We start from the raw sequence: 13,769 nt of genomic DNA, 5'->3' as shown, positions 1-13,769 counted from the left end.
CTTATGGCTCCACTGCACGCAGCGGTTCATTCATGTTCATCCAGGGATTCGACGCGAATGCGCATCACCGAGCCGGCGATATCCGCCAGGGACTCGAGTTGACGGATTGCCTCGTTCATGTTGCGTTCCTTGGTGCGATGGGTCAGCAGGATGATCGGCACCAGTTCGCCTTCCGTGGCTTCCTTCTGGATGATCGCCTCGATGGAGATGCCCTGCTCGGCGAGAATAGTGGCGACCCGGGCCAGCACCCCGGGACGATCCACCGCCAGCAGACGCAGGTAATAGGCGGTGACAATATCCTCCATGGGCAGCATCGGCGGGTTGTCCTCCACCTCGCCGATGCTGCTGAAGGCCAGATAAGGCACCCGGTAATGGTGATCCGTGGAGCTGTCCCGGGCCACGTCGAGCAAATCCGCCACCACGGAGGACGCGGTGGGTTCCGCCCCGGCGCCGGCGCCGTAGTAAAGGGTGGGGCCCACCGCGTCGCCCATGATGGCGATGGCGTTCTTGACCCCGTGCACGCTGGCCAGCAGGCGCTGCTTGGGGATGAGGGTGGGATGCACCCGCAGCTCGATGCCGCTGTCGGTGCGCTTGGAAATGCCCAGATGCTTGATGACATAACCCAGGTTGTCCGCCTGCTCCACGTCTTCCGCGGTGATTCGGGAAATGCCTTCGGTATAGGCTTTCTCGAACTGCAGCGGCACCCCGTAGGCGATGGAAGCCAGTATGGTCAGCTTATGAGCGGCGTCGATGCCTTCCACGTCGAAGGTCGGGTCCGCTTCCGCGTAGCCCAGGGCCTGAGCCTCAGCCAGTACGTCGTCGAAGGCCCGTCCTTCGTCACGCATGTGAGTGAGAATGTAGTTGCCGGTGCCGTTGATGATGCCGGCGAGCCACTCGATACGATTGGCGCCGAGCCCTTCCCGCAGGGACTTTATGACGGGAATGCCACCGGCCACCGCCGCCTCGAAGGCGACAATCACGCCCTTCTCATGGGCCGCCTTGAAGATCTCGTTGCCATGCACCGCGATCATTGCCTTGTTGGCGGTGACCACGTGCTTGCCGTTCTCGATGGCGGTCAGCACCAGTTCGCGAGCGACATCGTAGCCGCCGATCAACTCCACCAGTACGTCCACATCGGGATTGCGGGCCACATCGAAGACATCCGCGGTCGTCTTGACCCCGGAGGTATCGCACTCGGGGTTCTCGCGGCGCATCGCCACCTGCTCGATGACGATGGGCCGCCCCGCGCGACGACTGATCTCGTCCGCATTGCGCATCAGCACATTGAAGGTGCCGCCGCCCACGGTGCCCAGCCCACAGATTCCCACTCTCACCGGTTTCAACGTCGTATCCCCTTTGTTTGGTTATCGCTCTGTCTGGCTGCTTCGATCCTTTCAGGACAGCCTCATCGGAACAGGTTGGTCAAGACAGGCCTGTCATTACATGTTTGTCAAGTCAGAGTATCAGCTATCGGTCTCTAGCATCTTCGCCAAGCGCTCCGCAGGCACATAGCCCGGCACCAGCTGTCCGCTCGGCAATATGATGGCCGGCGTGCCCTGCACGCCCAGCGCCGCGCCTAACTGATACTGTCGGGCCACCAGTTCGTCGCAGTCCGCCGGACTTTCCAGATTCTTGTCTCGATAGGCGGCGTTCATGGCCTCGCTTGGATTCTCGGCACACCATACCTGACTCAACTGGCGGGCGCCCTGAGAGCCAAGACCGCCTCTCGGAAATGCCAGGTAACGCACTTCGATACCGCGCTCATTGAGCGCCGGAATCTCGTCGTGCAGCTTCTGACAGTAAGGACAGGTGGTATCCGTGAATACATGGATTACCTCTTTGGTCGGCTCGACGCCACGAAAGGTGACCTGCTCGCCTTTCGGCACCTGGGCCAGACGCTCCACGCGTTCTTCGTTGCGCGCCTGATCCGTCAGATTGACCAGACCTCTCTCGGCGTTCTCGAACAGATCGCCGACGAGAAAATACTTGCCCTGTGCATCGCTGTAGAAGGTTTCACCGCTTTCCAGACGAACCTCGAACAGCCCTTCCAAGGGGCTTTCCTGAATGCGCTTCACCGGCATTTCCTGCCCGTTGACCACCAGTTTTTCCGCCAGCGGATGGGAAGCCGTGGGTGAATCATCCGCCGCCAGCGCCGTGGCGCTGAACATCAGGGCGCTGAATAACATGGCGACTGGACCGCCGATCATGGATAAGTCGTATTTCATGTCTCAACCTCGCGGATGATGTTCCGCATGCAGCGCCTCGAGACGGGCCTGGGCCACATGGGTATAGATCTGAGTCGTCGACAAGTCGCTATGACCCAGCAACAGTTGGACGACCCGCAGATTGGCGCCGTGATTCAGCAGGTGTGTTGCGAAGGCGTGACGCAGCGTATGCGGCGACAGCGGCTTGTCGATACCCGCCAACACCGCATAGTGACGAATACGATGCCAGAAGGTCTGGCGGGTCATGAAGCCGCCACCGCGGCCGGGAAACAGGGCGGGCCGCGTGACATCGCTCATCAACTCGCCTCGAGCGCTACCCAGGTAGCGCTCGAGCCACAGGATGGCCTCTTCGCCCAGCGGGACCAGGCGTTCCTTGTTTCCCTTGCCCAGGACTCTCACGACTCCCTGACGCAGGTTGATGGCGTCCAGGGTCAAGCCGATCAACTCCGAGACCCTGAGCCCGCAGGCATACAGCACCTCGAGCATGGCCCGGTCCCTGAGTCCCAGGGCCGTGCTCGTATCCGGGGCGTCGAGCAGTCGCTCCACCTCGTCCTCGTCGAGGGTATTGGGCAGCGCCGCGCGCACCTTGGGTAGACGAATCCCCTCCAGCGGATTGCATTCCGTCAAGCCGTTGGCCAGCGCCCAGCGATAGAAACGCCGCAGGCTCGACAAGAGCCGCGCGTTGGAGCGCAGTTGATAGCCTGCCTCGTTGCGCGCTTCCAGCCAGTAGACGAAGATTCGCGGCTGCGCCTTCAACAGTGTCTGGCGCCGAGATGCCAATTGTCTTTGCCAGGCAGTCAGGTCGTGGCGATAGGCGGACAGCGTATGCGGGCTTGCGCCTTGCTCGAGCCATAGCGCGTCGAGAAAGCTGTCGATCAGCACGGCGTCGTTGGCTTTCATGGTTTTTTATTGCCCTTGATACAGCACGACCCCGCCCCGCGGCTGCGGTGACGGGGTCGAGGAAGAAACAGGCCGGAACCGAAGGGCTTAAGCCAGCTTTTCCTTGATACGCGCGGATTTGCCGCTGCGCTCGCGCAGATAGTAGAGCTTGGCCTGGCGCACGTCGCCGCGACGCTTGACGCTGATGGAATCCACCAGCGGGCTGTAGGTCTGGAAAGTCCGCTCGACGCCGACGCCGTGGGAAATCTTGCGCACGGTGAAGGCGGAGTTGAGGCCGCGGTTGCGCTTGCCGATCACCACGCCTTCGAAGGCCTGCAGACGCTCGCGGGTACCTTCCTTGACCTTGACCTGGACGACCACGGTATCGCCGGGAGCAAAAGCCGGGAGTTCCTTGGTCATCTGCTCCGCTTCGATCGCCTGGATCACCTTGTTCTTGCTACTCATTGTTCGCTCCTCGCTGAATGCGCCCCAGACTTCCGGGGCCGTGATCCCGACGCTCGGCGTGGCCGAAGGGCGCGGGAATCGTTTCATGGATGACGCGGATCCAACTCCTTGCTTCAAGAGCTGTTCCGCACCGCCGCCTCCTAGGCGTATTCAATCTTGATACTCGCTCTGGAACTCGTCGAGCAGCCGCTGCTGCTCTTCGTTCAACGTTCTATCTTGCAACAGGTCCGGTCGCCGCAGCCAGGTTCGCCCCAGAGACTGCTTCAGACGCCAGCGCCGAATGGCCTCGTGATTGCCGCTCAGCAGCACTTCCGGCACGCCGCGTCCGGCGATACATTCCGGGCGCGTATAGTGCGGACAGTCCAGCAGGCCGTCGTTGAAGGAGTCCTCCGCCGCTGAGGCCTGATGGCCCAGCACGCCGGGCACCCGCCTGGCCAGCGCATCGATCATGACCATCGCCGGCAGCTCGCCGCCGCTCAGCACATAGTCGCCGATGGACCATTCCTCATCAATGTCCGCGTCAACGACACGTTCATCGATACCTTCGTAGCGCCCCGCCACGACGATCAGCGGGCCGCCCTCGGCCAGCAACCGCACTCCCGCCTGATCCAGCCTGCGCCCCTGGGGAGACAGATAGATCACCTTGGGACGTGCTTTGCCGGGCCGGGTCGCGCTCACTATCTCACCCTGCTCTCGAGCCGCATGAATAGCCTGGCGCAGGGTCTCGACCTTCATCAACATGCCCGGGCCGCCCCCATAAGGGCGATCGTCCACGGTGCGATGATTGTCCGTGGCGTAGTCCCGGGGATTCCAGAACTCAAGCTTCAGCAACCCCTGCTTTACCGCTCGCCCCGTCACCCCATAGCGGGTGATGGCTTCAAACATCTCCGGGAACAGCGATACGACTCCAATCCACACGACAGCACTTCCGGATGGCTCCCTACTTCCTGAGACAGGACCCTGTCTCGATGGCAGAGCCGGTTGACGAGTTAAAATTCCGGGTCCCAGTCCACGGTCATGCGACCGGCGGCCAGATCCACCGCGATCACGACCTGATCCGGCAGATAGGGCAGCAGGCGCTGCCGATCCTCGCCCTTGACCACCAGCACGTCATTGGCGCCGGTTTCAAAGAGATGGTCGACGCAACCAAGGGATACACCGTGAGAGGTCACGACCTGCAGCCCTTCCAACTGGTACCAGTAGTATTCATCTGCCTCGAGGCGCGGCAGCGCGCTCTTGGGCAGCAGTATGTCCGCGCCGGTCAGCTGCTCCGCCTGTTCGCGGCTGGTGATGCCTTCAAGGCTTGCCACCAGTGCCCTGCCTTGACGACGTCCTTGGCTCAAGCGATAGCTGGACTGCTGCCCGTCGGCATTTTGTAGCCGCCACTCGGGGTAGTCAAAGATGCCGTCAATGGGGCTGGTATAGGAATACACCTTGATCCAGCCTTTGACGCCGTGAGGGCTGGTCAACTGACCCAGTACCACGTACTGATCGCTTTTCTGCCCCGGGCTATCGCTATCCGGCTGCATGCTAATCGCCTTCGGACTCAAGCCTGCTTGCGGGCTTCCTTGACCAGCTCCGCCACTCGGTCGGACAACTGGGCGCCGTGGCTCTGCCAGTGAGTGACGCGATCCAGATCGACCCGCAGACGCTCTTCCTGACCCCGGGCTACCGGGTTGAAAAAGCCTACGCGCTCGATAAAGCGGCCATCGCGGGAGCGACGGGAATCGCTGACCGCCAGATGATAGAAGGGGCGCTTCTTGGCGCCACCACGGGCTAAACGAATGGTGACCATTGCGTTGTATATCCTTCAGATTGGAGTTGCTGAAACCATGACTAAAAAGCTGCTGGTAAAAACAGTCGCCGGTAATTCCTGTAACGTCATATCGCCGGTCTATTTCCGACCGCGGACCACAAGCCAGCGCGTGGACTAGCCACGAAGACGCAGTATTCTACGTAATTATGCAAGACTTGGAAACCTTTTCCTTAGCCATCCCGCTGCTGAATGCGCCGCTTGGCTATTCGCGCCAGCCATTCCGAGATCAGCAGCGACGCCATGGCGATGACGATGGAGATCACGCTGAGCCGCGCCGCCGCGGCTTCCTGGCCGGGCATCTGCAACAGCGAGTACAGCGCCAGGGGCAAGGTGCGGGTTTCGCCGGGAATATTCGAGGCGAAGGTAATGGTGGCGCCGAATTCGGAAAGCGCCCGAGCGAAGGCCAGTACCGAACCGGTCAGGAGTCCGGGTATGCAAAGTGGCAAGGTGATGGTGAAGAACACCCTGAGTCGTCCCGCCCCCAGGGTCGACGCCGCAGCCTCGAGCTTGCGATCCACCGCCTCCAGGGAAAGCCGCACCGCCCGCACCAGCAGCGGGAAGGCCATCACCCCGGCGGCCACCGCAGCGCCCTGCCAGGTAAACGGCAGGGTGATGCCGAACCAGTCGTTCAGCCACTGGCCCAACGCGCCCCGGCGCCCCAGGGAAATCAGCAGCAGGTAGCCCACCACCACCGGGGGCAGCACCAGGGGAAGATGCAGGATGCCGTCCAGCAACGCCTTGCCGGGAAAGTCCCGGCGCGCCAGCAGCCAGGCCAGGGCGATACCCGGCACCAGTATCCAGCCCAGGGCGCTGCCGGCGATCTTCACGCTCAGCCAGATGGCTTCCCACTCCGCCTCGGACATCTCGGCTCAGTCGTTCGCTGTCGCGAAGCCGTAGGACTCGAACACCTCGAGAGCCGCGTCGCTACCCAGCCATTCCCGAAAGGCCTCGGCTTCGTCGCCGGCATCCGGATTGACCAGCGCGATCGGATAGACGATGGGATCGTGGCTGTCTTGCGGAAATAGCCCCAGCAGGCGCACCTTGTCGCTGGCCTTGGCATCGGTCTGGTAGACGGCCCCTGCCGGGGTTTCGCCGCGTTCCACCAGGGCCAGGGCACCGCGCACGTCGCCAGCCCGGGCCAGGCGGGATTCCAATGTTTGCCACTCCTCCAAGGATTCCAAAGCCTGTTTGGTATAAATGCCCGCCGGCACGTGATCCGGATCCCCCACGGAGAACCGCTCGCCGTCACCGAGCAGCAAGGCGATTTTGCCGTCCTCCCCGAGGATAAAGGTTGTCACGTCGCCATCCCGGGAAGCGATCAATGCCAGACGGTTATGCAGGAGATCGGCGCGGTTCCTGAGCTCGACGCCCTGCTCCGGCAGCCAGTCCATCCATTTTTCGTTGGCGGAGACGAAGACATCCGCCGGTGCGCCGTTGGCGATCTGTCGAGCCAGGGTCGAGGACGAAGCATAGATCGGCAGGATATCCACATCGTGGTCTGCTGCGTATTCGGCAATCGCCTCGTTCATGGCATCCGTCAGCGAGGCCGCCGCGGAAACATGGATCCTGGTGGCTGCCTGGGCCAGGGAACTTGCTGCCAAGGCGATACTCGCCATCAGGCCGATCAAGACATTACTGCAAGCGCGCGACGCCACCATGTAGATCACCGTCATAAGAAAATAGCGATCATCACCATAGCCAGCGGCGGCAGGATAGACAACACTTTCCCCTGTCCATCATGTCTTGAAATGGAGAGAGCAATGAAGCGAATTCCAGGCAGCGTCCTGATGGCGCTCCTTGTCACCAGTAGTGCTCTTGTCAGCGATAGTGCCCTTGCCCAAGAGGGCGCCAAAGGCTGCGATATCACGGTGGACATCGCCGACATCGAATCACGCAATACGCCTTTTGCCATGAGTGTCGAACAGAGCCTGTGCCTGGATAGCCGCCAGATCGAGACCTGGTTTATCGACCAGGGCGGCTGGACGAATGCGCTGACCGAGGACAACCGCTACTGGCGCCTGACGCCGCCGGGGCCGACGACGGCCACCTTCAGGCTGATGCTGCCTTCCGGGGAACAGCGGGAACTCGAGGTGACGGTCGACGCCGCGGACGAGATGGAGTAAACCTGAAGGTATTTCTCTTGCAGGCAGCCGGGAGATGGATGTCATGCGGTCACGTCGCGATTTTCTTGCCACTACGTTCTGGGCGGGTGCCAGTCTAACGCTAGGCCCGCACCTTTCGGTCCTGGCGTCAGATAGTCAAAGCGATTCCGGCGCCCTGCCCGCCGGTGAAACGCTGCGTACCCGAGCGGTTCCCGCCAGCGGCGAACAGCTTCCGGTTATCGGCGCCGGCACCTCCGGCAGTTTCGTGGCAAGCATCGGCTCGGACAAGTACCAGCGCCTCCACGAGGTCCTGAGGATCTTCTTCGCCAGCGGCGCGACGGTGATCGACACCTCGCCGAACTACGGCGGCGCGGACAGGGTACTCGGCGCTCTGCTGGAAGAAGGCGGCTGGCGCGACCAGTGCTTTCTGGCGACCAAGATCGCCGCGGACAGCCGCGAGGCAGCGGAGCGTCAGTGGGCGGACTCCCTGGAAGCCCTGCGCACCGACCGTGTGGAACTGCTGCAGGTGCATAATCTGCGGGACTGGCAGACCCAGCTTCCCTACGCCCGGGAGCTCAAGGATCAAGGCAGGACGCGCCATGTGGGCGTGACTCACTACACTCCCTACGGTCTGGATGAAATGGCGCGCATCCTGCGCCGGGAACCGCTGGACTTTATCCAGATCAACTATTCCGTCAGCTCGCCCCAGGCCGCGCGAGAGGTTCTTCCCCTGGCCCGGGACAAGGGCGTGGCGGTGCTGATCAACCGTACCTTCGATGACGGCAATCTCTTCGCCCGGGTGAAAGACCGGCCGTTACCCGGCTGGGCCGGGGAAGTCGGTGTGGAAAGCTGGGCGCAGCTGTTTCTCAAGTTTGCTCTGAGCCATCCGGCGGTGACCGCGGTGATTCCGGCCACCAGCAAGCCCGCCCATCAGCGGGACAACCTGCAGGCCGGTTACGGCCCTTGGCTTAGCGAGGCGCAGCAGCGCGAGCTGATCGCCATGGACCTCTGAGGGTATGGGCCTGTTCGCCCGCCTGTTCAATTTGCGGCCACGGGAAGCGCCGGCGGTGCTCGCCGGCCTGGCCCTGTTCTTTCTGCTGTTTACCGGCTATTTCATGCTGCGGCCGGTGCGTGAGACCATGGGCATAGCCGGGGGGGTGGAAAACCTGCAGTGGCTGTTCACCGGCACCTTTCTGTCCACCCTCCTGGTGCTGCCGCTGTTCGGCTGGCTGGCCTCCCGGGTGGCGCGGCGGCGTATCCTGCCCTGCGCCTACGGTTTCTTCGTTCTCAACCTGCTGCTGTTCGCGGCGCTGTTTCTGGGTTATCCGGACAACCCTTGGCTGGCGCGCACCTTCTATATCTGGCTGTCCGTGTTCAACCTGGTAGCAATTTCCCTGGCCTGGAGCGTGCTCGCGGACGTCTTCTCCACGGAGCAGGCCAAGCGTCTGTTCGGCATGATGGCCGGCGGCGCTAGCCTGGGCGGCCTGACGGGGCCGAGCGTCGGCACCCTGCTGGTCGCGCCCCTGCAGCATAGCGGTCTGCTGGCCCTGGCGGCCCTGCTGCTGGCGGGTAGCGCCGGTGTCGCTGCATGGCTGTATCGCTGGCGCGACCGGCATCCGTTGGGCCCAGACGAACGACCCGCGGAGCAGGAGCGTCATGTCACCTTGGGCGGCAACCCCTTCGATGGCGCCGTGGAAGTGGCGCGCAGCCCTTTCCTGCTGGGCATCGCCCTGTTCGTGGTGCTGCTGGCCAGTGTCAGCACCTTTCTCTATTTCGAGCAGGCCACGCTGGTGGCGGCGCGCTTCCCGGATCCTGTTCAGCAGACCCAGGTGTTCGGCCTGATCGACATCCTGGTACAGGCCCTGGCGATTTTCACCCAGGTCTTCCTTACCGGGCGCATCGCCCAGCGTCTGGGGGTCGGCGTGCTGCTGGTGGCGGTGCCGCTGGTGATCGCCGGCGGCTTCCTGTGGCTGGCCCTGGCGCCCACCTTCGCGGTCTTTGTGGTGATCATGGTGGCGCGCCGGGCCGGCGAGTACGCCCTGGTGCGTCCGGGTCGGGAGATGCTCTACACGGTGGTGTCGCCACAGCAGAAATTCAAAGCCAAGAATTTCATCGACACGGTGATCTATCGCGGCGGCGACGCCATCAGCGGCTGGCTCAAGCGCGCCCTGGATCTGCTTGGGGAGCTGCCGGGACTCGCCATGCTCATCGGCGCGATCATCGCCCTGGCCTGGGCCGTCACCGGCTTCCTGCTCGGACGCGCCCAGCGGCGGCGGGAAGAAGGGAACTCTACTGAAGAGACAGGAGCGGGAAAGACCGTACCGTAGACGTTTGCCACCAGTCCGGGAGTAGTTCGCGCACTTCCGGTCGGTTGAAACGATCGTCGATCAGATGGACGACGCCACGATCCTCTCGGGTACGAATCACTCGTCCCGCCGCCTGCACCACCTTCTGCAGACCCGGATAGAGATAAGTATAGGCGTAGCCGTCGCCGAAGATGGCGCCCAGGCGCTGCTTGAACCCCTCGTTCACCGGATTGATCTGCGGCAGGCCAAGGGTGGCGATGAAAGCGCCGATCAGCCGCTCGCCGGGCAGGTCGATGCCTTCGCCGAACACGCCGCCGAGTACCGCGAAGCCGATGCCCTGACCGCGGGCCTCGAACCTGGCGAGAAAGTCCTGTCGCGCGGGCTCGCTCATGCGCCGCTCCTGGCGCCAGGCGGGAATCGACGGATGAGACTCGTGAAACCGTTCCAGCACCTGCTCCAGATAATCGAAGCTGCTGAAGAAGGCCAGGTAGTTGCCCGGCTGGGCCCTGAACTGCTGCGCCATCAGCTCGCCGATGGGGTCAAGCGACGCCTGGCGATGCCGGAAGCGGGTCGAGACGTCCGCGGCGATACGCACCTCGAGCTGATCCGCGACAAACGGCGCTTCCACCTCGAGCCAGGGCGTCCTTTCCGGCAACCCCAGCAGATCCGCGTAGTAGCGGCTCGGGCTCAGGGTGGCGGAAAACAGCACGCTGGTGTGGCTCACGGCGAAACGTGGGGCGAGAAGCGTCGCCGGCACCACATTGCGCAGGGCAAGCGCTGATATTGTCCCGCCTCGCCGTCCACACCGAAAACTCAGATCACAGAGAAACTGCTTATCAAATAGCTCCGCCACCCGGCAGAAATGCAGCAGGTCGAAATACGTTTGACTCAGGGCGCTATCCAGCCCCGCGGGCTCATCCGCCAGATATTCGGTGATCTCGGCGATGGCCTTGTGCAAGGCGCTCAGCAGCTTGGCGGGAATCGCCTCGAGTTCTCGATAGGTTGTGGAGCCCTTTGGATGCTCCGCCTTGTTCAAGGCATTCCATTGGCGATCGATGCGTCTGAAGGTTTTTCCAAGCGCTTCCGGCGCCTGGCGACGCAGCCGCTTGAAGGCGGCCTGGTCCAGTTCCGCGCTGTACATGCGCCGACCGCGCTCCACCAGGTTATGGGCCTCGTCCACCAGCACACCCACCCGCCACTGCTGGGTCAGGGTCAGGCCGAACAGCATGGCGTTGAGATCGAAGTAATGGTTGACGTCCCCCACCACCACATCGCACCAGCGGGCCAGTTCCTGACCCAGATAGTAGGGGCAGATGTCATGGGCCAAGGCGATATGACGCAGCGCCGCCTGATCCAGCCGGCCGCCCTGTGCCACCGCCTGACGACGTGCCTCCGGCAGCCGGTCGTAGAAGCCCCGAGCCAGAGGGCAGGATTCCCCGTGACAGGCCTTGTCCGGATGCTCGCAGGCCTTGTCCCGAGCCACCAGTTCCAGTACCCGTAGGGGCTTCGCATCCAGATGCTCGAGGGCGTTCAAGGCCAGGCCGCGCCCGGTGGTCTTGGCGGTAAGATAGAAAAGACGATCGAGGTTATGGCGAGGCATGGCCGCAAGCTGGGGAAACAGCGTGCCCAGGGTCTTGCCGATGCCGGTGGGGGCCTGCATCAGCAGGCAGCGTTGGGTGCTCGCCGCCTTGTAGACCGCCTCGGCGAGTTCCCGCTGGCCGGAACGAAACGTCGTGTAGGGAAAGACGAGCTTTTCCAGGGCGGCGTCCCGGGCCCGGCGATGGACGGCTTCCTGGGCCGCCCAGATCAGAAAGCGCTCGCACTGATCTTCGAAGAAAGCCTCCAGCTCGACCCGGGTCGACCACTCGGTCAGCACGCTTTCCCGCTGGCTGGCGATATCCAGATAGACCAGCGCCAGGGTCACGCCCTCGAGTTCCCGCGCCCGACATAAAAGCGCGCCGTAGACCCGCACCTGGGCCCAGTGCAGGGCACGCTGATTATCGCTCATGCGGGCGAGATCGCCGCGATGGGTCTTGATTTCCTCGAGGCGATTGGCCGCGCTGTCGTAACCGTCCGCGCGACCGCCGACGGTCAGTATTACGCTCTCATCCGGCTGATAGTCGCCGCTCAGGGAAATTTCGCTTTCATAACTCTCGCCGCGCCGAGCCGCCACCAGTTGATGGCCGGCAATACCTTCCCGGGCACTGGGGCTCGGGGTGAAGCGATGATCCAGATCGCCGGTCCTGGCGGTGAACTCGCACAGGGCGCGAACCGCGACGCGGTAGTTCAAGACGCCGTTTCCTCGGAGCACCAGTTGACGTAGCAGACCGCCACGGGGATGCCCTCGCGCTGGAAGAAGCTTAGCCAGCGGCGCTGATTGTCCTGCAGCCGATCTCCCGGTCCCTTGACCTCGATCAGACGATAGCCGGAATCGCTTTCGTCAGAATAGAACTGAATCAGATCCGGCAGCCCGGCACGATTGGCGCGAAGATCGCTCAAGAGGCGCCGGAAACAGGCCTTGAGTTGCGCCGGCGGGATGCGGGCCAACGCCAACTCCAGGCGCTCTTCGCTCAGGGCGCCCCAATGCACGAAGGGCGAGGCAAGGCCCCATTTTTCCTGCCAGGTGGCGCGGACGAGATCGCGATAGTCCTGCCCGTCCAGCCTTGCCAGACAAGTCTCGAACAATTCACGGCGGCGGGAGACGAAATCCTCCCGATACAGGTCCGCCGGGCCGTTGTGAAAGGGATGAAAGAAGGCGCCGGGCAGCGGCGCGAAAATCGCTTCCCAGCACAGCAGACCGAAGAGCCCGGTCAGCAGACTGTTTTCCACGTAATACACCGGCGCTTCCGAGGTAGCGAGGTAGTCGCGTACGGCGATTTCCACGCTTGGCTGTCGGGGTAGCTCGAGAATTAGCTGTTTTGTTTGCGCTTCCGGTCCAGCAGTGGCGGACGTTTGCCCGACCCGCCTGGCCAGGCGTTTTTGCAAACGCTGAAGCTGCTGAGTCTCCGCCTCGCTGCGGGGGTCTATTTGCGCCTCTTGCACCAGTTTCCAGGCGGTGGCATGGTCCCCGGCCCGCTCCAGCAGGCGCAGCCGGCGAACGCGCGCCTCGTTATGTGTACTGCCTGCATAAACATCTCGGGCCAGCCGTGACTCGCCCTGGCGCTCCAGCTCCCGGCCCAGGCGAAACAGCAGACGGCTACGGCGGCTTTCCAGCCAGGCGTTGTCATAAGGTTCGTTCGGCGTATCCCGCCAAACGGCTTGGGGCAACTCGCCTTCATACAGTCGCCGACGCAGCCGCTCCAAGGCCAGGTAGGTATCCACCTCCTCGCGGTGTTGGAAGGCCCGGGAATCCAGGCTGAAATCAACCGTCTCGAAGCGCTGCAGGCCAAGCTCCGCCAGCACGAATTCCGACCAGTCCTGGCGCAGGTTGCCGAAGAACATCAGCCGCAGCCGCTCGAAAAGCTCGGGATGGGCAAGCTCCACCAGCGTATCATCGGTTTTCCACCAATCGCTGAAGCGACGCGGTGCCAAGCCTTGTGATTCAAGCGCCTCCCGCAGCGCCGCCTTGGACATGCCGCGCGGAAGCCCCGCCGCCTGAATCTCGTCGCGCAAGGCCAGCGCCAGCTCCTGACGAGTGAGCAGGGAAAATAGCTCGCCGAGTTCCAGTACGGGATCGTTACTTGCCAACTCCTGCTCCATCAGCGGCGCCATGGCCGCGCCGCTGTCGCCGATCTCCAAGTAACGCAGCTTGGAAAGACGAAACCGCTCCCCCTTGCGCATCACCATTCTCACCAACAGCGCCTGTGAAGACTCGGGGAGATTCTGAATAGTGGTCAGAAGCGCCCGCTCATCGTTATCCAGCAGATCCGCGTAACGTTCCCGCACCCAGTCGAGCACGAAACGAAAATTGATCAGGTAATAGAAGGGATCGTCCAGGGAAGCAGTGGCAGGAGACGTATCTAGATTCATGAAATTA

14 protein-coding genes are annotated in these 13,769 nt (G+C 62.9%); 3 read left to right on the top strand and 11 right to left on the bottom strand.

Translation table 11 applies throughout. The features are described from left to right. Nucleotides 1–26: 26 nt before the first annotated feature. The 9 genes from FGL86_RS07745 to modA form a co-directional block, all read right to left on the bottom strand. The gene (locus tag FGL86_RS07745; RefSeq protein WP_147184031.1) at nucleotides 27–1,343 is read right to left on the bottom strand and encodes a homoserine dehydrogenase; all 1,317 of its coding nucleotides are present in this window, start codon (nucleotides 1,341–1,343) and stop codon (nucleotides 27–29) included. A 120-nt stretch (nucleotides 1,344–1,463) separates the two neighbouring features. Continuing rightward, nucleotides 1,464–2,225: a thioredoxin fold domain-containing protein gene (locus FGL86_RS07740; protein WP_147184030.1), complete on the bottom strand. Its 762-nt coding sequence runs from the start codon at nucleotides 2,223–2,225 to the stop codon at nucleotides 1,464–1,466. A gap of 3 nt (nucleotides 2,226–2,228) precedes the next feature. Then, on the bottom strand, nucleotides 2,229–3,125 hold the full coding sequence (xerD, locus tag FGL86_RS07735) for a site-specific tyrosine recombinase XerD (RefSeq protein ID WP_147184029.1): 897 nt from the start codon (nucleotides 3,123–3,125) through the stop codon (nucleotides 2,229–2,231). Between the two features lie 87 nt (nucleotides 3,126–3,212). After that, nucleotides 3,213–3,569: a 50S ribosomal protein L19 gene (gene rplS / locus FGL86_RS07730; protein WP_147184028.1), complete on the bottom strand. Its 357-nt coding sequence runs from the start codon at nucleotides 3,567–3,569 to the stop codon at nucleotides 3,213–3,215. 150 nt (nucleotides 3,570–3,719) lie between these two features. Next, the gene (gene trmD, locus FGL86_RS07725) at nucleotides 3,720–4,487 is read right to left on the bottom strand and encodes a tRNA (guanosine(37)-N1)-methyltransferase TrmD (RefSeq protein WP_147184027.1); all 768 of its coding nucleotides are present in this window, start codon (nucleotides 4,485–4,487) and stop codon (nucleotides 3,720–3,722) included. Between the two features lie 71 nt (nucleotides 4,488–4,558). Next, nucleotides 4,559–5,098, bottom strand: coding sequence for a ribosome maturation factor RimM (rimM, locus tag FGL86_RS07720; RefSeq protein ID WP_147184026.1), 540 nt, complete (start codon nucleotides 5,096–5,098; stop codon nucleotides 4,559–4,561). Nucleotides 5,099–5,115: 17 nt separating this feature from the next. Next, nucleotides 5,116–5,364, bottom strand: coding sequence for a 30S ribosomal protein S16 (gene rpsP / locus FGL86_RS07715; RefSeq protein ID WP_147184025.1), 249 nt, complete (start codon nucleotides 5,362–5,364; stop codon nucleotides 5,116–5,118). A gap of 191 nt (nucleotides 5,365–5,555) precedes the next feature. Next, a complete protein-coding gene (modB, locus tag FGL86_RS07710; RefSeq protein WP_147184024.1) occupies nucleotides 5,556–6,248 on the bottom strand; it encodes a molybdate ABC transporter permease subunit in 693 nt (230 codons plus the stop codon). A gap of 6 nt (nucleotides 6,249–6,254) precedes the next feature. Then, nucleotides 6,255–7,043: a molybdate ABC transporter substrate-binding protein gene (gene modA / locus FGL86_RS07705; RefSeq protein ID WP_147184023.1), complete on the bottom strand. Its 789-nt coding sequence runs from the start codon at nucleotides 7,041–7,043 to the stop codon at nucleotides 6,255–6,257. Between the two features lie 102 nt (nucleotides 7,044–7,145). On the opposite strand from modA, the gene FGL86_RS07700 reads away from it, so the two are divergent. From FGL86_RS07700 to FGL86_RS07690, 3 genes are read left to right on the top strand one after another with little or no spacing between them, the layout of a single operon-like run. Next, a complete protein-coding gene (locus tag FGL86_RS07700) occupies nucleotides 7,146–7,508 on the top strand; it encodes a hypothetical protein (protein WP_147184022.1) in 363 nt (120 codons plus the stop codon). Nucleotides 7,509–7,551: 43 nt separating this feature from the next. Continuing rightward, entirely contained in the window at nucleotides 7,552–8,499 is a 948-nt protein-coding gene (locus FGL86_RS07695; protein ID WP_147184021.1) for an aldo/keto reductase, read from the top strand. A 4-nt stretch (nucleotides 8,500–8,503) separates the two neighbouring features. Next, a complete protein-coding gene (locus FGL86_RS07690; RefSeq protein ID WP_147184020.1) occupies nucleotides 8,504–9,814 on the top strand; it encodes an NTP/NDP exchange transporter in 1,311 nt (436 codons plus the stop codon). On the opposite strand, the gene FGL86_RS07685 is transcribed toward FGL86_RS07690, so the two are convergent. Further along, the gene (locus tag FGL86_RS07685) at nucleotides 9,777–12,083 is read right to left on the bottom strand and encodes an ATP-dependent DNA helicase (protein ID WP_147184019.1); all 2,307 of its coding nucleotides are present in this window, start codon (nucleotides 12,081–12,083) and stop codon (nucleotides 9,777–9,779) included. The genes FGL86_RS07690 and FGL86_RS07685 overlap by 38 nt on opposite strands. Then, a complete protein-coding gene (locus tag FGL86_RS07680; RefSeq protein WP_147184018.1) occupies nucleotides 12,080–13,762 on the bottom strand; it encodes a VRR-NUC domain-containing protein in 1,683 nt (560 codons plus the stop codon). The genes FGL86_RS07685 and FGL86_RS07680 overlap by 4 nt, the downstream gene beginning before the upstream one ends. Nucleotides 13,763–13,769 lie beyond the last annotated feature (7 nt).

The organism is Pistricoccus aurantiacus (genome assembly GCF_007954585.1).
Taxonomy (GTDB): Bacteria; Pseudomonadota; Gammaproteobacteria; order Pseudomonadales; family Halomonadaceae; genus Pistricoccus; species Pistricoccus aurantiacus.
Note: the sequence above shows the minus strand (reverse complement) of the source record. Positions and strands in the feature narration are given on the sequence as shown.

Bases quoted from the DNA above. Each gene is read 5' to 3' on its own strand.
- modA (WP_147184023.1), bottom strand. From the start codon at position 7,043: ATGGTGGCGTCGCGCGCTTGCAGTAATGTCTTGATCGGCCTGATGGCG.
- rpsP (WP_147184025.1), bottom strand. From the start codon at position 5,364: ATGGTCACCATTCGTTTAGCCCGTGGTGGCGCCAAGAAGCGCCCCTTC.
- rplS (WP_147184028.1), bottom strand. From the start codon at position 3,569: ATGAGTAGCAAGAACAAGGTGATCCAGGCGATCGAAGCGGAGCAGATG.
- rimM (WP_147184026.1), bottom strand. From the start codon at position 5,098: ATGCAGCCGGATAGCGATAGCCCGGGGCAGAAAAGCGATCAGTACGTG.
- FGL86_RS07700 (WP_147184022.1), top strand. From the start codon at position 7,146: ATGAAGCGAATTCCAGGCAGCGTCCTGATGGCGCTCCTTGTCACCAGT.
- FGL86_RS07690 (WP_147184020.1), top strand. From the start codon at position 8,504: ATGGGCCTGTTCGCCCGCCTGTTCAATTTGCGGCCACGGGAAGCGCCG.
- FGL86_RS07695 (WP_147184021.1), top strand. From the start codon at position 7,552: ATGCGGTCACGTCGCGATTTTCTTGCCACTACGTTCTGGGCGGGTGCC.
- FGL86_RS07740 (WP_147184030.1), bottom strand. From the start codon at position 2,225: ATGAAATACGACTTATCCATGATCGGCGGTCCAGTCGCCATGTTATTC.
- xerD (WP_147184029.1), bottom strand. From the start codon at position 3,125: ATGAAAGCCAACGACGCCGTGCTGATCGACAGCTTTCTCGACGCGCTA.
- FGL86_RS07680 (WP_147184018.1), bottom strand. From the start codon at position 13,762: ATGAATCTAGATACGTCTCCTGCCACTGCTTCCCTGGACGATCCCTTC.
- modB (WP_147184024.1), bottom strand. From the start codon at position 6,248: ATGTCCGAGGCGGAGTGGGAAGCCATCTGGCTGAGCGTGAAGATCGCC.